The organism is Gabonia massiliensis, from assembly GCF_001403595.1.
Lineage (GTDB): Bacteria > Bacteroidota > Bacteroidia > Bacteroidales > Coprobacteraceae > Coprobacter > Coprobacter secundus.
This window is the reverse complement of the sequence record NZ_LN877939.1, coordinates 47,281-64,096: the sequence shown is the minus strand read 5'-3', so window position 1 is coordinate 64,096 and position 16,816 is coordinate 47,281. Positions and strand designations below refer to the sequence as shown.

The window sequence follows — 16,816 nt, the reverse complement described above, 5'->3', positions numbered from 1 at the left end:
TTTATATTTTATAATATTTGAAATTTAATTCCGAGAGAAAGGCTAAAAATATCATGCAATTTAAGGGTTTTGTTCTGTACTGCACACATAATATACAAATCATTTGTACATACTTCATAAAATATGCACATTGCGTTACTAAATCTCGGATTTTTAAAATGAAGGTTTATTCTTTGTCCGAATGCTAAATTGATACGTAAATTTGTTGCTACATAATAGTACCCTTTAGGATATTTTTTAGGTGGCTTTTGCCAAAAAGTATCACCGAAAATTTTATTGAAATAAAGTGAGACAGTAAACGGTTCTAACATCCATTGTGAAAAGTCGGTCTCATGACTTAAAATAACTTTCCAAGGGATATAATTTTCTTTTAGTGTTATAGTGGCGTGGGCTTCATCTCCTGAAAATTTGGGCAAAAAGCCAAGTAATAGATCTGTTTCCCAATGTTTATTTCCATAATCCCATCCTATTCCGGCGGACAATAATCCCATACCTCCGGCAAATTGGATTTTAGTATAATCAGGTATAATGTTTGACCATCTTTTTTTATATTTCGCTATTCGATGTTCGTATTTTAGTGTAACTTCATTGATGGAATCGGATTGAGCATGACTCGAATTCGGAAAACACAGAACAAAGATTATAATACCTAAAACGAATTTAAGCACACGATTTTTATCAAAAATGAACCAATTCATAATCATATCCTTCAGGTGTAACAGTAAAAAGTAAATACGACCTTTTTTGCATACTATCACACCCATAATACAATGTTCCGTCATCAAAATAATCGTTGATTGCAAATGTGTGAGTATGAGCATGCAAACAAAAAAGTAAATTTTGAGATTGCTTAATTTGATAAGCAAATGTCATTTTCACATTATTATTGAACTCAATATCTCCGGGTGGGACATGCATTACAAAAATAGTTCGGTCATAGTCATCAGCCGGTTTGATTTCCTCAAGCATGAAATCAAAATCGGGAACAGGAGTTGAATAATCAAATTCCAGTGCATTCGTATTTAGACAAATGAACTTTACACGATTATATACAAATGAAAAATTCAATGGTCCATACATTATCGAATATATTTCTATCCCTGATCCTAAAACATCGTGGTTACCACATAAAGTAACATAAGGAATTTTTAGTCTTTTCATCTTGTCTTCGAGCCAGATAAATTCTTTCTTCAATCCAAAGTCCGAAACATCTCCACCATGAATTATAAAATCAATATCACTGCGTCCGTTAATATGGTCAATAAAGTTTTCGGTCTCGTCATAAAAACGCTGTGTATCTCCCATAAAGGCAAATTTGAATGTTCCGGAACTCGATTTGTTTTTGATCTTCTCTATCTCTCTCTTGTTGATATTTTCATATTCGTTTCCCAGTTTAGTATCGTAAGGATGGTATTCGAATACGTCACAGGCATGTAAAATAATAAGAAGAAGTATAAGGTATAAATCTCTCTTAATCATAATATGATAAATTTTAATATGATAAAACTATTTTCTATCAAAAAGTTTTCTACAAATATAGGAATATAATCAAATTATCTCCGTCTATAAATCTGAAAAGGATATTTTTTCAGAAAAATAGAACATAAATTCTCTGTTTTTCCTATATTTGAGGTAAGAATCAGAAAATATGTATTTAAAAGAAAACAAAATTGAATATCACGAATTAGGATTTTTTCTTCCTAACAATGCTAAGATATTAATGTTGGGTAGTTTTCATCCACAGAGAAAACGTTGGTCTATGGAATTCTTTTATCCTAATTTGCAAAACGATATGTGGCGAATATTCGGATGGATATTTTTTTCGAATAAAGAATATTTCCTTGAAACAGACAAAAAGCATTTTAATAAAGAACGTATACAAGAGTTTTTAGAAAAGAAAGGAATAGCCCTAGGTGATACTGCACAAGCAATTATTAGATTAAATGATAATGCATCTGATAAATTCTTGGAAGTCGTAGAAAAAATTGAGCTTGCAAAAATATTACCACAAATTCCTGATTGTAAAGCATTGGTAACAACCGGACAAAAAGCAACAGAAATTTTATTATCTCTTATTGATGCAACAGAACCGAGAGTAGGGGAGCATAGCACATTTACTTGGAACTCGCAAACTTTCAGATTATATCGTATGCCATCCTCTTCCAGAGCTTATCCTCGACCTATAGAGGAAAAAGCCCGGGTTTATGAAAAAATGTTTAGAGAGACGGGAATCTTATAATTTATGTCAAATAGGGATTATTTTCTTTTTCATATCCGATGGTTGTTGCTGGGCCATGTCCTGAAAAAACGATTGTATCATTGGGCAATGAAAAGAGTTTTTCCTTGATTCCTGTTACTAATTGAGTATAACTTCCACCGGGTAAATCGGTTCGGCCGATGCTACCCTGAAATAATACATCTCCAACAAAAGCAACTTGAGCTTCTGGAGAATAATATACCAGACTGCCAGGAGAATGTCCTGGTACGGCTATTGTTCTAATTGTATACTTCCCTATTCGAAATTCAGATCCTTCATCTATGTAATGACCTATTGGAATGGGCTCGTCAGGTAACTGCATACCAAACATTGATGCTTGTTCTTTCATTCCTGAAAGCAAGAACTCATCTTTTTGGCTCGCTTCTAAAGGAATGTTCAAATACTTTGATATATATGGACTTCCAAAATTATGGTCAAGATGTAAATGTGTTGCCAATAAGTGCTTTATATTTATACCTTTGTTTTGTATATAGCCTGATAAAGATTCTTTTTCGTCAGTATAATAACAACCAGCATCGATAATAATTCCTTCTTTCGTATCTTTATCCCATACAATATACGTATTTTCCGGAAATGGATTGAACTCAAATTTCTTTATTTCCATAGTGTGATCACTCTTGAATTAAATCTGTACATAAACAATCTTTTTTGTCACAAAAAATTCTTCATCAAAATAATCCTTTAAGTCATAAATTATCGTACGTCTTTTGACCGGAGCTATTTCTGCTTGCAACTCGCCTCCTTTCAAACAAATAAGTCCATTTGGAAATGCATTTTTTTGTTCTTGCTTTATATTTTTACGGACAATTTTCAGTAAATCACCCAAAGGCATAACTGCCCGACTGACAATAAAATCAAATTTATGAGCTTCTTCTTCTACTCCACAATGCCGAAAGGATACGTTTTCTAAGCCGATAGTTTTTGCGATTTCTGTTGCTACTGTTATTTTCTTTCTAATACGGTCTAACAAATGAAATTTACATTCAGGGAAAAAAATGGCTAAGGGTATCCCTGGAAATCCCCCTCCAGTACCTACATCCATTATCTCACTTTCTGAAGTAAACGAAATCATTTTGGCTATACCTAAAGAATGCAAAACATGATGAATATAAAGGTTCTCAATATCTTTTCTGGATATTACATTGATTTTTGCATTCCAATCTGAATATAATGCATACAATGAAGCAAATTGTTGTATCTGCTGTGGTGACAGATTAGGAAAATATTTTTTTAAAATCTCCATAAATACATTTATTGAAATATACGTCTGATAGGACTATTGGGTAAAATATATGGCATTATTTGATTATAACTTAATGTAATCTGGGTGGTTCCCATAGCATATGGTGCAATTTCATACGGATTATATAACCAGGTAAGCCCCACAGTGTTGACATAAAAATTTTCGGTAGGGCTCAGATTTTCTAACCAATATCCCTTATTTTTTAATTCCTGCACTGTAGTAACTTTTTCATCTTTCGCCAATTGTTTTTTCAGTAAGGAAGTCAGTGCTGTACTATCCTTAGCTGCAAATACATCTTTTAATGTTATGATATGGATATTTTTCATATCAATAACCTGAAAAGTTGTTCCTGACATACCATGAGCACCACCGGTATAAGTATACAAATCTGAGCTATAACACCATATAGAATCTTTATTAAAAAGGCTTTTTGTTGACAAATAAAGAGAATAATTCATCCAATTTTCATCTTCTAATTTCAATTTTTCTCCTTTATTTTTCAGACCGTCTATATATTCTTGCATTTCTTCTTTATAATCATTGATATAGTTTTTCATATACAAATCCCCAGCCTGCACTGGAGTCAATTGGGCATAGGTACCACCTAATACATTTTCGATAAATATTCCCTGTAACTTTTTTAATTTTTCTTTGTTGGAAAATCCCGATGGATAGACCATGTTGATATTGAAATCACAATAAGGCATTTTCGTATCATTGTTGAGATGAGCCTCTATTTTTTTCTGATACACCGAAAAAGTCAAAGTATCGTCCAAAGTAACTATTATAGCCGTATCTGTTTCAGTAGAAATAATACTATCACTATCCAAACTTGATGATACATTTTTTTCTGATTTTTTAGAGTTACACGATATACACGATAAAACGATAAAACCGCATATCAACAACTTTACATATTGTCTATTCATACTTAAGATATATTAGGTGCTTAATTATACACAAATATAACCCTTCTTTTTGGAACAAAATTCTTATCTTAAAAATATTTCTCTTCTATTATAAAAAAATTATCGATTTATTGGGAAATGATAGCGGCCTTTTTTAAGAGTTAAATTTCCGTATTGAATAGCTCGAGTAGGACAATAATGTAAACAAGCTAAACATTGGATACATTTTCCTTGCCATTGAGGCTTTATATTTACAACAATGTTATCTATAGGGCAAAGCTTCTCACAAATCTTGCAACTAATACATTCTTCTGTTGCATAAAAGAGACTATCTTTAACTAAGAATTTATTAAATAAAGGATTTATAATACGACTTTTTATGAAGCGAAGATTTCCTTCATGACAATCAAAAATATTTTTCCTTTCATCAATCATCTGACTGATGTATCTTATTCTCCCCGGAGCATTTTTCAATTTTTGACTTTCTATATGAGGAGAATCGACATTAAAATACGGAAATACGATATAATTATTGGGCATGATTACAGAAAAACCCGCATTACAATGTATGCCTTTATGTGACAAAGCTTGACGAACCTGACTAGGTGTTAATCCGGTATCATCCCCACAGGTACAAACAAAAAATACATATTGATTTTTATAATTACTGAATTGGGCTTTCTTGATGAAATTGAGTACTATGACTGGTACTCCCCAAGAATATACGGGAAAAACAAATCCCAAAACAGAGTCTTGAGTAAGTCCATATTTGTGTAATTTATTATCTTTAAGTTCTTCTGCTATGGAAAATAACTGCAAATTCAAATAAGCCGCTATTTCTTTAGCTACATATTTAGAATTTCCTGTTCCTGAAAAGTAGAATATCATAACAAACCTTTTTAAATCAAATATAAATAAACTCATCGAAACTATCCAATAAAAGCATCGTAAAAATTAGATATTAATCAGAATGAATTCAGCAAAAACAAATAAAAAAGTATCACAGATACATCTTATATTTGTAGTGTATAATAAATCGTATATTTAAAATATTATTTTTACACAAAAAAGAAATTTAAAAATTATAGAAATAGATGAAACAAAAGAGAGCATTCAAAATCATTGTATTCTGTTTAGCCTGTGTTAGTTGGACAAATATGTCTAATATAGCCGGTGCGCAAGTTAAAGACCGACTTCCCGAAGAGCCGGATTATGCATTAGCCGATAGTTGGTATCAAACGATATATAATGGAAGCAAAGTTGATGTGTTCTATATTGCACCTACCTGTGTGTGGGACTGGTACGATGCTTCTGGAAATATTATGCACTATGCTGATGTTCATTGCGAAAAACAGCGTAATGCACTCCTTCCGTCACTAAAATTAGCTCAAGACATCTTTGCTAAAACAAATAACTTTTATGCGCCTTATTATCGGCAAATTACACTGGAATCTTGGATGAATGGAGACAGTATTATAGAACATCGTTTTGCTTATGCTATGAAGGATATAAAAAATGCATTTTATCATTACCTTACCCTAATGAATTATAAACGTCCTTTTATCCTGGCAGGATTCAGTCAAGGTGCCAAAGCTGTAGTAGAATTAATTAAGACATTGCCAGATAGTGTATGTTCCCAGCTGGTAGCTGCTTATGTTATAGGTTATAAAATTACACCTAAAGAACTATTGCAGTATCCAGCTTTAAAGGCTGCACGTGATTCAATGGATACAGGTGTTATAATTTGCTATAATTCCGTATCCTCGGTCGAAGCACTATGTACAGCACTATCACCTAACGGTATTTGTATCAACCCGACAAATTGGAGGACAGATACCATATCAGGACAATTGAATGATTCGGTTTCAGTAAAAATAGATACTTTACATCATGTACTTTTGGTAGAGGGATTAGATAAACAAAAATATTTTCTGCCTTCTTTAAGTAAATTATTCAAACCTGGGAATTTCCATTTACAAGAATTATTATTTTACCAAACACAATTAGAACAGAATGTGTCTTTACGAATAAAGAACTATTTGCAAATCTCAAATAAATAGGGTAAATACACAGATTGGAGATAATCTTTATAAAAGTTATATTGTAAAATTACAACCTCAATTGGTAAATAATTCGTAAAATATGGTTGATTTGTATGGTAGGATAAAATATGATATTATCAATATTGTGTATTGAAAGAAAATAATTATTTTTGCGCAGTTTTTTGTTAAATGTGCAATTGATACACAGAAATGTCTAAAACACGAGAAATACTTGTAGATGTCGCAAGACAATTATTTGCAAAGTCGGGCGTCGAAAATACGACCATGAACGATATTGCAGTGGCATCTCAAAAAGGTCGGCGCACATTATACACTTATTTCAAAAATAAGAACGAGATATACAGAGCTGTAATCGAAACTGAACTGCAACACCTGTTACAACGGTTGACCAATATGGCCAACAAAGACCTCCCTCCTGAAGAAAAATTAATGGGATATATTACAACCAGACTTGATGCAATAAAAGAAACCGTAATTCGGAACGGTTCTTTACGGGCTGAATTTTTTAGAGACATCTGGAAAGTAGAGCAAGCTCGGAAAAATATAGATTTGCAAGAAGTGGAACTGTTAAAAAAAATATTGCAGGAGGGTATTAACACCGGTGTGTTCCGGATATTCAATGTCACAGCAATAGCTAACGTATTACATTATTCTCTCAAAGGGCTAGATGTTCCTTACATTAGGGATAATTTCTCAGATTTAGGAATAGAACGTTTTCGTTTAAAAGAGTATATAACGGATTTTATTTTATACGGAATTAAAAAATAATAATTTAAGACAGAATTTATGTTTATTAATGCTACCGGATATTTTATCCCAGAAGGGAGAGTGTCGAATGATCATTTTTTTGAAATAAATGGGTTAACAAGTGAATGGATATTGCAACGTACTGGAATACAGACCCGATCAAAAGCAGAAAATGGAGAAAATGCAGAGACAATGGGTATAAACGCTGTAAAAAATGCAATGCAACAATTACCTTATCCGATAGAAGATGTAGATCTTATTGTATCAGCTTGTTATTCTCCGAGAGACACAGTTGCAACTTTGGCCCATTTGATTCAAAGAGAATTTAAAATAGAGAATGCTAAAGCGATGTATCTTTCCTCTGCTTGTTCTTCTTTTGCAAATGGATTGGAATTGGTCGAAGGATATTTTGCAATGAACAAAGCCTCGAAAGCTTTGATTATATGTTCGGAGCATAATACTTATTACAGCAATGAATCTGACCCTAAATGTGGACATTTATGGGGTGATGCTGCAGTAGCTTTATTTGTATCAAAAGAAAAACAAGATGAAGATGAATCTCAAATTCTAGATGTATATACTCGTGGACTTGGTCATATAGGAAAAGGTCCAGATGGTGTGCACTTGCGTCCCAGAGAAGACGGGATTACTATGCCGGAAGGGAGGGATGTATTTATACATGCATGTAAATACATGATTGAGGTTTTAGAGCATTTGACCAATAAAAACAATATCTCCATACCTGATCTTAAATATATCATTTGTCATCAGGCAAATATGAGGATTGTAGCAAATGTCGCTCATCAGTTAAATTTAGATATGAATAAATTCCTAAATAATATTCAGGAATTGGGCAATACTGGATCGGCCAGTGCAATGTTGGTATTGGCACAACATATTCACGAACTGAAAAAAGGAGATCTTATCGGGCTTACTGTTTTTGGCGGGGGATATTCCAGCGGGGGATTTTTGGTCAAAATTTGATTAGTAAATTAATGTTTTAGTTTAATATAAAAAGTATGAAATTATTAGAAGGAAAAGTTGCCGTTATTACAGGGGCGGCCCGTGGTATCGGTAAAGCTATTGCAATTAAATTCGCAAGTGAAGGAGCAAATGTTGCTTTTACAGATTTGGCAATCGATGATAATGCAAAGGCTACAGAAAAAGAAATTGCTGCAATGGGAGTAAAAGTCAAAGGTTATGCTTCAAATGCGGCTAATTTCGAAGATACACATAAGGTAGTGGAAGAAATTGCAAAAGATTTTGGGCGTATCGATATTCTGGTAAATAATGCAGGTATTACTCGTGACGGATTGATGATGCGCATGACAGAGGCCCAATGGGACATGGTCATCAATGTAAATTTGAAGTCTGCATTCAATTTTATCCATGCAGTAACTCCGATTATGATGAGACAACGTTCCGGAAGTATAATCAATATGGCTTCAGTCGTTGGTGTATCAGGAAATGCTGGGCAGTGTAATTACTCTGCATCTAAAGCTGGTATGATAGGCTTGGCTAAGTCTATTGCCAAGGAATTAGGGTCTCGAGGTATACGTGCGAATGCTATTGCTCCGGGATTTATCATAACCGATATGACTGCAGCACTCTCTGATGAAGTAAAAGCCGAATGGGCAAAGCAAATTCCATTGCGTCGGGGAGGTACTCCAGAGGATGTAGCGAACGTATGTACATTCCTTGCCTCAGATCTGTCTTCGTATGTAAGTGGACAAGTAATTCATTGTTGTGGTGGAATGAATATGTAATAGAAAATATGTATTGAAGATAAAGCACCTGAACATTAAGTTCAGGTGCTTTTTATTATTACCTTTGTAATGGAAACAGAAAAAATATCAATATGGATGTAATATACGAAGACAATCATATTATTGTTGTAAATAAAACCTCTTCTGAAATAGTACAAGGTGATAAAACTGGGGATATACCGCTCTCTGAATCTTTAAAATTATGGTTGAAAGAGAAATATGGCAAACCTGGAAATGTATTTATCGGTGTAGCACACCGCCTTGATCGTCCGGTAAGTGGAATTGTAGTATTTGCAAAAACCAGTAAAGCTCTTACTCGATTAAATAACATGTTTCGTGATGGTGAAGTTAGAAAAACATATTGGGCAATCGTAAAAAGTTGTCCTGAAGAAAAAGAAGCAACATTGACACATTATCTAATAAGAAATGAAAAGCAGAATAAGTCTATTGCATATGAATCAATGAAACCTAAATCGAAAGAAGCAACTTTGTCGTATAAGGTTATTGCTCAAAGCAATAATTACTATTTGCTTGAAGTTGATCTTAAAACCGGTAGACATCATCAAATACGATGCCAGTTGGCAAAAATAGGTTCTCCGATAAAAGGTGATTTGAAATATGGGTTTAATCGTTCCAATCCGGATGGAGGAATATCTTTACATGCCCGGTGTATAAGCTTTGTTCATCCTGTATCCAAGAAAATAATAAATATTACAGCACCAGTTCCTGAAAATAATTTATGGAAAGCATTCGAAAATATTATTGAAAAACAAGAATAATACTTTTTGACAAAAAGTGATGAAAAATATTACAGAAGTTATTTCCCAAAGTACTTCTTAGTCAGAATTTGGAATTCCGGGCTTTCTTTTATATCTTTCAACCACACATTCAGACTATCAAGTAAAACAGGAGAAGTTTTTCTTAAAGCCCAAGATTGGAATTGAGTAAAACTTATGTCTGTCTGGTAATCAATCTCTGGAAATTCTAACGCCATCTGTTGAGCAATATTTTCATTTATCACAGCAAATTCGATATCACCTTTAGCAACCATTATGACCAGCTGTTCGGCACCATATTTTGTTTCCTCTTTTACATATATCGTATCACCGATTTCGTGAGCAAGATTTTCGATACGGTAACGAGTAGGAGCATCACTTATAATGTAAAGTGTTTTACGAGCCAAATCAAGTTGATTGCGAATAGGTTTTGTATTATTATTAAATTCAGGTTTTCTCTGTATCAATACTTGTTTATTCAATAATATAGTTTCAGTAAAATTGTATTCTTGTTTGCTTTCTGTAGTCACGGGCAAAGTTCTTCCGACAATATCATATTCATTTTTATTCAAACCCTGCAAACTTTTACTAAGACTTACTTCCGGGAAAACAAGCACGGCAAGTCCACTACGTTTACTAATCAGATTGGCCAATTCATAGTCAAATCCGATAATACTATCCTGTGTTACATAATAACTCAGAGGATTATAATCTGTTACAATACGTAAAGTATCTTCTTTTAAAATTTCCGGATAATCACGAATTTGGGAAGTTTCTGATTTTAAATTATTACGTAATATAAACATAATAATCAAACAAATTATCAGAAGTGATAGATACATAACCATTTGCTTTCCATATACAAACCGCATATCTTGAAATTTTAGTTGGCAAAGTCAATAGAAATCCCTATCTGAAGCATCGATGGAGGTAATGGATAATGGGGTAGTGTAAACGAGTTTTTCCCACCGAACAAACCTTGGTTCGCATGAGAATACATAACATAAAAACGTGTTTGCTTCAATTTCATATTTATATAGGCATTCATGAGAGGATATCCTCCAATTTTCACATCATTTTGGGTATGAAATGATAATATAGCTGGTTCGTATGCTTCTCCGTAATATTTTGTATAATACCTGAAATCTGCGCCTAATTGCACATGTAAAACTTTTGCTATTCGAAATAAAAAATACAAATTACTATATACACTGAAATCAGGAAGAGGTATTACAGAAGATTTACTTGATTTTTGATATACCAGTTGGTTATCCAGATTAAATGGACCAAAGTGAAAGTCTTGTTGCAATGTCGCACTAAATACTTGCAATATACTGCTTTCTTGTTTAGGCAAACAATCGTTTCCAAAATAAACATAGTTTTGAATATTCTCTACTCCCACATTCAGGCGAGTACCCCATCGAGGCACAGAAAATTCTCCCCCAACACGAAATCTCCTAATTTTCCCAAAATTACTATTATCCCATACAAAATGGTTAGACACATAATGTTTATAATAAAAAGCTGGCTCCGTATTTTTAAAAAAACCGTATGCTCGTAACTGGACTGTATCTTTGAATATTGGAAAGCGTGTATTGATATGTCCATCAATATCTAGAGAGCCCGCCTCTGGTCCAGTCAATCCAAGCTGTCCTTTTGCGTAATAAGTCAAAACTTTACCTTGCTGTTTCGAAACTTCAGCACCTACCCACAATATATTATCTGTATAATATTGACTATTTCTCGCATAAGAATACCTATAAGAGTCTCCGGTCAAAGAAGGAACCTCAGGCTTAGATATATAATCAATAGGTATAGTATCTGCCATAAGTTTAAATCTTCGTACCTCGTACGTCAAATAGGCCGCTAACCCCATCTTTGCATACTTATTAAATCCCTCTAACAAAGATACGCCAAAAGTATTTTTTAATGACCAATATGATGTAGAATCATTTGTACGATTATTATTTAAATATGTATTTTTGAAATATTTAGCTCCTTCACTTGCATCATTGTTGACAAACCGACGCATATTATCATTATATTCTATAGTGTGGATAAAACTGGTGACCGGGACAAAAATCTCAACCTTAGATGTATCTCGTTCTTCCGTTCTATAAAAGCCCAATTTATATCTTTGTGTTGCATAATAATTTTTCCCTCTTACACGATTGTATGCATCTGTTAGGTTCACATTTACACTTTTCGAATCTAACGTTTGTCCGCCTGCTAAATTTTCTGGATGCAAAATTTCATTATCGTCGGTTATTCCTCCGTTTTCCTGATTTACAAAATTTAGAGTATTAAATAATACTTGTAACTCATATTTCTCGCCTATATAGCTCCCGAATAATTGCCAGCTAAAATCTTTAGTAGCTAAACTTTGATAATGACCTCGGGACAAGACATAATCCATGCTTGCACCAAAAGCCAATTGCTTATTGACATTACCTGAAAAAGTAGCTCTTAAATCTTCCTGTTTATTTGTTTTTGAACCTCCGGAAAGGTAAGATAGGAAAGTGATAGGTATACGGGAATTGTAAAAATCAAAGTTTGCTGGAGTTTTGATCCAATGGCTATATGGTTCTTTAAATATAAACTGAGGCATTTCCGGACGTTCAAAAAATACTTTAGACAATCCCGGACCACCTAAGTTACCCGTATATCCATAAGCTGTTGAGTATGATGTCGGAAGATCCGTGCTATAATAATTCAACATCAATGTATCAACAGGTACACGGTAGCGATTTCCTAAAGGCTGGGTATTACGCCACGCATATGGGTCGGGACCATTATTCTTTTTCTTTGCAGAAATAGAGACGGTGCAAAGAAGAAATATGATTATGGCAAAATAAAATCTCTTCATACGGCTGCAAAGATAAAACTAAAATGCAAATATAAATAACGGATGATTTCTTTATTTATATAAAACTGCTTTATCCTCAATAAAAGGCGTTAAAATACAAACAGAAAAAGATTTATTTCATTTAACAAATATTATATCAGCAAATAAATCTAAATGGTAATGTGGCTTGTTATAGGATATATTTAGCTTACTTAAACATTAAAATAAATTATTATGGACATTACAACTTTTAATTTTTGGGGGAAAACAAAATATTGGTGGGTAATTATGCTGGCCGGAATAATTCTGATCCCTTGTGGGCTTTGGCTGTTATTTCAACCTATAATCGGCTATGCAGTTATTTCTCTACTTTTCGGTTGGGGATTAATTTTGACAGGTGTCGTACAACTTGTAGTTGCCGGAAATGTTGAAAAACGAGTCCATGGCTGGGGCTGGTGGCTTGCAGGAGGTATCATAGACATATTTATCGGATTCGTTCTGATAAGTAATCTTGCTCTTACGGAAATGACATTGCCATTCTTTTTTGCATTTATTTTCCTATTCAAAGGTATTAGTAATATTGTTTCTTCGTTTACAATGACATCCACATACAAATATTGGTGGTTGTACTTAGTAAATGGAATTTTCATGCTGATTATATCATTTTTATTTTTCTTTTCTCCATTCTCGGCATCATACACTATATTATTCCTTTGTTCTTTTGTTTTTATATATTGGGGTATATCGTTAATTGTTTTCTCGAATGATTTAAAACCAATTAAAAAAGGAGAAGCGTCCGCATCTTGAATATCATAAATTAAATAAGCCAATTGTTTTATATATATTTCTATTATTGAAGAGTATTCTTTTAAAAGAATACTCTTTTTATTTATAATGATTCTTATTAATCTTTTTACAGGTTCTTAGTTAAAAACTATTTCTATTATAATAATATTGGATTATTGTACTATTTTTGTATAAAGGTGGGTGGCACATGCAGCTTCTTATACTGCATGTATCATCTACTTAATATCGATGAGGATTAGACTCTTAAAAGATATAAAAATAATCAGATAGGCTTAAACCTTGTGGATAAAATGACGTCGAAAGATTAAAGTAGATAATAAATTTTGGAGGACACAGTTATGAGAAAGACAAGATTATCCTCTTTAGTAATTTTACTATCATTGGGTGGTAGCATCACATTTGCCCAAAAGTATATACCGGAAGATGATATTTATTATCAGCCGGGAGATGAAAACCCGATAGTAGAACAGAAAAAAAAGGAAAAAGCTGAAGATGCGAAAATACATCGAACGATTATTATCAATGAGATGAAAAATAATCAGGAACGTGATGTAGATGAATATAATAGACGGTCAAAAATCAATGTAGATTCTCTTCTGCAAAATCAAGAAGAAGATTCGGTTGTATATACTATAAAAAGTGGAAATAATGATGATGACGGATACTATCTAAATGGTTTCAATGGAACCCAGAACGATTTTGAGTATGCCGAACGGATTCGTCGTTTCTATAACCCTAAATTTACAATCCATATAAGTGATCCGGCTTATACGGATATTTATTTTCTCAATTCAAATGATTGGAATGTATATATAGACGATTCTTATGCCTGGGTTACTCCCACTTGGACAAACCCGTGGTACTGGAATTATGCCTGGGCTCCTTATAGTTATACCAGTTGGTCATGGCGTTGGAATTTTGGATGGGGATTTAACTTTGGTTGGAGCAGCCCTTATTGGGGATATAACCCATATTGGGGGTACGACCCATATTGGGGGCCAAGACCTTGGTATCCGTCTTATGGATGGGGTGGGCCTCATCATCATCATCCGGGGCACGGATGGTGGAGCGGACCTTCGTATCGTCAATCAAATGTAGGCAGGTCATCAGGTTATCGGGGTAGTAGTTATACAGGACGTCAAAGCGGTACTTCTAATTCTCATATTACAAATCGCGGTCGTACTTCGTCGACGTCCGTTTCGGGTAGACCCGTCCAATCATCGGGAAGGAATACATATACTAACTCAAGTAGAGGGCGGTCTTCATCTACAACTGTTACGACAAGACCGACAGTTGGTTCTTCGAATGATTACTACCGTAATTCAAATCGGAGCCGTACAAGGATAAGTAACTCTTCTTCATCAAGCAGTTCGAGCAGCAGTCGTCCGTCAAGTACAGGCACTTACAATTCGAGTAGAGGCCGCAGTTCTTCTTCATATGAAAATCGTTCTACATATTCTCCTTCAAACAACAGAAGTTCTTATAGCAGGTCTTCCGGCGTTTCGTCAGGCGGTGGAAGAAGTAGTGGAAGTTCTGGTGGTGCCAGACGGGGAAGATAGGTGATTCGTTTTCATATAGATAATCCTAAAAAATTGGAAAGATGAAAAAAATATATATTTTGACTACTGTTTTGTGTAGTATATCCTTGATGATATATGGGCAAGGAGAAACAGATGCATTGAGATTTTCTCAATTAGATATGAGAGGAACAGCTCGTTATATGAGTATGGCAGGGGCTTTTGGTGCATTAGGAGGAGATATTACAACTTTGTCTCAAAATCCGGCAGGTATTGGAGTATACCGTTCGTCAGAAATAGTTACGACTTTTGGATTTGATAATTTTTCCAACAATGTATCAGCATCTGGAGGTAAAGTTAATAGCTCGGATTTTCGCTTTGCGTTTAATAATATAGGGGCAATAGGAACCATCAATACAGGAAATAATTCGGGACTGGTTAATTTTAATTTCGGATTTGCTTATAATAGGCTTAAGACTTTTAATCGTAACTATCGGGCTAAATTTGATAATTTGCAAACCTCTCTGACTAATTATATAGCTAATAGAACAGGAGGAATACCGGAACAGGATCTTATATTGATAGACAATTACGATCCTTACAATAGTGTCTCATGGTTACCGGTATTGGCATATGAGTCCTCTTTAATCTCGCCTTTACCTGTGGGTGAAAATGGAAATCAACAGTATTTCGGATTATTTAACGGACCCAATACGATAGGCTATTATCCAGAGGACCCGGATAGTAAGGGTTATGCCGACTTATACGTCAGAGAAAAGGGACGTATCGATGAATACTCTTTAAATTTGGGAGGAAATATTTCGAATAAGGTATATTTCGGATTGGGTGTAGGTATTGTAGACATAGACTATACGCAAAAAACAGAGTATATAGAAAATATAACAAATCCTGAATATACCGGTAATGGTATAGCTCAGAAAAATGGGGACATAAACCTTGCCAACTATTTACAGACAAGGGGTACAGGTTTCAATTTTAAATTGGGGTTAATCGCACGTCTTACCGATTTTTGGCGGTTAGGTTTTGCATTCCATACTCCGACTGTTTATACTATGCGGGATGAGTATTGGGCTTCTGTAAATAATAGCGCGATATTAGAACAATCGAATCCGGGGGAGGCTGATAGCCCGTTTATTCCAATATACCGCACTACCCCGGACGACCATGTATATTACACAGATTATAAATACAATTCGCCGTGGAGAATAATGGCCAGTACAGCATTTATAATAGGGAAAAAAGGTATTGTCAGTTTTGATTACGAATATACTGGATATAATAAAATGAAAATGTCAGATGAAGACGGAGTTGCTCTGTATGGAGACTATGGTTACACTGTAAATGATTTGATACGGGAAGACTTTAAGGCTGGACATACATTTAAGATTGGAGGAGAATATCGTCTGACTCCGCAACTTAGCCTTAGAGCAGGGTATGCTAATCAATTATCGCCAGTCAAAGCAACAATTCTTGATATGAATACAGAGGTTATTACTGCGGGTACCCAACCTATGTACAATCTGAATCGTAGCACTCAGTATTTTACAGCAGGAGCTGGGTATCGTTTTGGTCAAGTCTATATAGATTTAGCATATATCAATAAATTGAACAAAGAAGATGTATTTCCATATTCTCCTACATTTATTGGTGATAAAGCAGATTTGCCTTCTGTTGCCAAGCTGACAGGTCATACCAATTCTTTAATGTTGACATTAGGATATAAATTTTAAAAATTAGGAATATAGAAACACCAAGGTTCCATTCAATAAAGAATGGAACCTTGGTGTTTTTATATCTTTCAGGAAAACAAAAACATTATTAGCAAATGTCTTGATAATTGCAAAA

17 protein-coding genes are annotated in these 16,816 nt (G+C 34.1%); 9 read left to right on the top strand and 8 right to left on the bottom strand.

The genetic code is table 11. The annotated features are described in order from the left end of the window. Positions 1-8: 8 nt before the first annotated feature. Positions 9-698, bottom strand: coding sequence for a hypothetical protein (locus BN2628_RS05135; protein ID WP_055097073.1), 690 nt, complete (start codon positions 696-698; stop codon positions 9-11). Then, positions 679-1,479: a metallophosphoesterase family protein gene (locus BN2628_RS05130; RefSeq protein ID WP_021931254.1), complete on the bottom strand. Its 801-nt coding sequence runs from the start codon at positions 1,477-1,479 to the stop codon at positions 679-681. Before BN2628_RS05130 ends, BN2628_RS05135 begins: the two co-directional genes overlap by 20 nt. A 169-nt stretch (positions 1,480-1,648) precedes the next feature. Between BN2628_RS05130 and BN2628_RS05125 the strand changes: the two genes are divergently transcribed. Continuing rightward, complete coding sequence (locus BN2628_RS05125; protein WP_021931255.1) at positions 1,649-2,239, top strand: uracil-DNA glycosylase family protein; 591 nt, start codon at positions 1,649-1,651, stop codon at positions 2,237-2,239. A gap of 1 nt (position 2,240) precedes the next feature. Here the strand turns inward: BN2628_RS05125 and BN2628_RS05120 are convergent, their stop codons facing one another. The 4 genes from BN2628_RS05120 to BN2628_RS05105 form a co-directional block, all read right to left on the bottom strand. After that, positions 2,241-2,882 carry an MBL fold metallo-hydrolase gene (locus BN2628_RS05120; protein WP_021931256.1) on the bottom strand — a complete coding sequence of 214 codons (642 nt, stop codon included), beginning with the start codon at positions 2,880-2,882 and terminating at the stop codon, positions 2,241-2,243. An 18-nt stretch (positions 2,883-2,900) separates the two neighbouring features. Then, positions 2,901-3,521 carry a 16S rRNA (guanine(527)-N(7))-methyltransferase RsmG gene (gene rsmG, locus BN2628_RS05115; protein WP_021931257.1) on the bottom strand — a complete coding sequence of 207 codons (621 nt, stop codon included), beginning with the start codon at positions 3,519-3,521 and terminating at the stop codon, positions 2,901-2,903. 8 nt (positions 3,522-3,529) lie between these two features. Continuing rightward, positions 3,530-4,450, bottom strand: a complete 921-nt coding sequence (locus tag BN2628_RS05110; protein WP_021931258.1) for a DUF3298 and DUF4163 domain-containing protein — start codon at positions 4,448-4,450, stop codon at positions 3,530-3,532. Positions 4,451-4,549: 99 nt separating this feature from the next. Further along, the gene (locus BN2628_RS05105; protein WP_055097071.1) at positions 4,550-5,317 is read right to left on the bottom strand and encodes an EFR1 family ferrodoxin; all 768 of its coding nucleotides are present in this window, start codon (positions 5,315-5,317) and stop codon (positions 4,550-4,552) included. Between the two features lie 206 nt (positions 5,318-5,523). Between BN2628_RS05105 and BN2628_RS05100 the strand changes: the two genes are divergently transcribed. The 5 genes from BN2628_RS05100 to BN2628_RS05080 all read left to right on the top strand — a co-directional run bounded on the left by BN2628_RS05100 (position 5,524) and on the right by BN2628_RS05080 (position 9,784). After that, a complete protein-coding gene (locus BN2628_RS05100) occupies positions 5,524-6,489 on the top strand; it encodes a DUF3089 domain-containing protein (RefSeq protein WP_055096366.1) in 966 nt (321 codons plus the stop codon). Between the two features lie 192 nt (positions 6,490-6,681). Then, complete coding sequence (locus BN2628_RS05095; RefSeq protein ID WP_021931261.1) at positions 6,682-7,260, top strand: TetR/AcrR family transcriptional regulator; 579 nt, start codon at positions 6,682-6,684, stop codon at positions 7,258-7,260. Positions 7,261-7,278: 18 nt separating this feature from the next. After that, a complete protein-coding gene (locus tag BN2628_RS05090) occupies positions 7,279-8,223 on the top strand; it encodes a 3-oxoacyl-ACP synthase III family protein (RefSeq protein WP_055096364.1) in 945 nt (314 codons plus the stop codon). A 35-nt stretch (positions 8,224-8,258) separates the two neighbouring features. Beyond that, the gene (fabG, locus tag BN2628_RS05085) at positions 8,259-9,005 is read left to right on the top strand and encodes a 3-oxoacyl-[acyl-carrier-protein] reductase (protein ID WP_021931263.1); all 747 of its coding nucleotides are present in this window, start codon (positions 8,259-8,261) and stop codon (positions 9,003-9,005) included. A gap of 92 nt (positions 9,006-9,097) precedes the next feature. Then, positions 9,098-9,784, top strand: coding sequence for an RluA family pseudouridine synthase (locus BN2628_RS05080; protein ID WP_055096363.1), 687 nt, complete (start codon positions 9,098-9,100; stop codon positions 9,782-9,784). A gap of 38 nt (positions 9,785-9,822) precedes the next feature. Here the strand turns inward: BN2628_RS05080 and BN2628_RS05075 are convergent, their stop codons facing one another. Continuing rightward, complete coding sequence (locus BN2628_RS05075; RefSeq protein WP_055096361.1) at positions 9,823-10,653, bottom strand: transporter substrate-binding domain-containing protein; 831 nt, start codon at positions 10,651-10,653, stop codon at positions 9,823-9,825. 11 nt (positions 10,654-10,664) lie between these two features. After that, complete coding sequence (locus BN2628_RS05070; RefSeq protein ID WP_055096359.1) at positions 10,665-12,647, bottom strand: putative porin; 1,983 nt, start codon at positions 12,645-12,647, stop codon at positions 10,665-10,667. A gap of 213 nt (positions 12,648-12,860) precedes the next feature. Between BN2628_RS05070 and BN2628_RS05065 the strand changes: the two genes are divergently transcribed. From BN2628_RS05065 to BN2628_RS05055, 3 genes are all read left to right on the top strand, one after another. Beyond that, positions 12,861-13,433 carry an HdeD family acid-resistance protein gene (locus tag BN2628_RS05065; RefSeq protein WP_021931267.1) on the top strand — a complete coding sequence of 191 codons (573 nt, stop codon included), beginning with the start codon at positions 12,861-12,863 and terminating at the stop codon, positions 13,431-13,433. Positions 13,434-13,771: 338 nt separating this feature from the next. After that, positions 13,772-14,992, top strand: a complete 1,221-nt coding sequence (locus BN2628_RS05060; RefSeq protein WP_154668410.1) for a hypothetical protein — start codon at positions 13,772-13,774, stop codon at positions 14,990-14,992. A gap of 41 nt (positions 14,993-15,033) precedes the next feature. Beyond that, a complete protein-coding gene (locus tag BN2628_RS05055) occupies positions 15,034-16,701 on the top strand; it encodes an OmpP1/FadL family transporter (RefSeq protein ID WP_074024017.1) in 1,668 nt (555 codons plus the stop codon). Positions 16,702-16,816 lie beyond the last annotated feature (115 nt).

Coding starts and splice junctions, on each gene's coding strand:
- BN2628_RS05065 (WP_021931267.1), top strand. CDS start 12,861: ATGGACATTACAACTTTTAATTTTTGGGGGAAAACAAAATATTGGTGG.
- BN2628_RS05060 (WP_154668410.1), top strand. CDS start 13,772: ATGAGAAAGACAAGATTATCCTCTTTAGTAATTTTACTATCATTGGGT.
- BN2628_RS05090 (WP_055096364.1), top strand. CDS start 7,279: ATGTTTATTAATGCTACCGGATATTTTATCCCAGAAGGGAGAGTGTCG.
- BN2628_RS05135 (WP_055097073.1), bottom strand. CDS start 698: ATGAATTGGTTCATTTTTGATAAAAATCGTGTGCTTAAATTCGTTTTA.
- fabG (WP_021931263.1), top strand. CDS start 8,259: ATGAAATTATTAGAAGGAAAAGTTGCCGTTATTACAGGGGCGGCCCGT.
- BN2628_RS05105 (WP_055097071.1), bottom strand. CDS start 5,317: ATGATATTCTACTTTTCAGGAACAGGAAATTCTAAATATGTAGCTAAA.
- BN2628_RS05070 (WP_055096359.1), bottom strand. CDS start 12,647: ATGAAGAGATTTTATTTTGCCATAATCATATTTCTTCTTTGCACCGTC.
- BN2628_RS05125 (WP_021931255.1), top strand. CDS start 1,649: ATGTATTTAAAAGAAAACAAAATTGAATATCACGAATTAGGATTTTTT.
- BN2628_RS05080 (WP_055096363.1), top strand. CDS start 9,098: ATGGATGTAATATACGAAGACAATCATATTATTGTTGTAAATAAAACC.
- BN2628_RS05110 (WP_021931258.1), bottom strand. CDS start 4,450: ATGAATAGACAATATGTAAAGTTGTTGATATGCGGTTTTATCGTTTTA.
- BN2628_RS05120 (WP_021931256.1), bottom strand. CDS start 2,882: ATGGAAATAAAGAAATTTGAGTTCAATCCATTTCCGGAAAATACGTAT.
- BN2628_RS05095 (WP_021931261.1), top strand. CDS start 6,682: ATGTCTAAAACACGAGAAATACTTGTAGATGTCGCAAGACAATTATTT.
- BN2628_RS05075 (WP_055096361.1), bottom strand. CDS start 10,653: ATGCGGTTTGTATATGGAAAGCAAATGGTTATGTATCTATCACTTCTG.
- rsmG (WP_021931257.1), bottom strand. CDS start 3,521: ATGGAGATTTTAAAAAAATATTTTCCTAATCTGTCACCACAGCAGATA.
- BN2628_RS05055 (WP_074024017.1), top strand. CDS start 15,034: ATGAAAAAAATATATATTTTGACTACTGTTTTGTGTAGTATATCCTTG.
- BN2628_RS05100 (WP_055096366.1), top strand. CDS start 5,524: ATGAAACAAAAGAGAGCATTCAAAATCATTGTATTCTGTTTAGCCTGT.
- BN2628_RS05130 (WP_021931254.1), bottom strand. CDS start 1,479: ATGATTAAGAGAGATTTATACCTTATACTTCTTCTTATTATTTTACAT.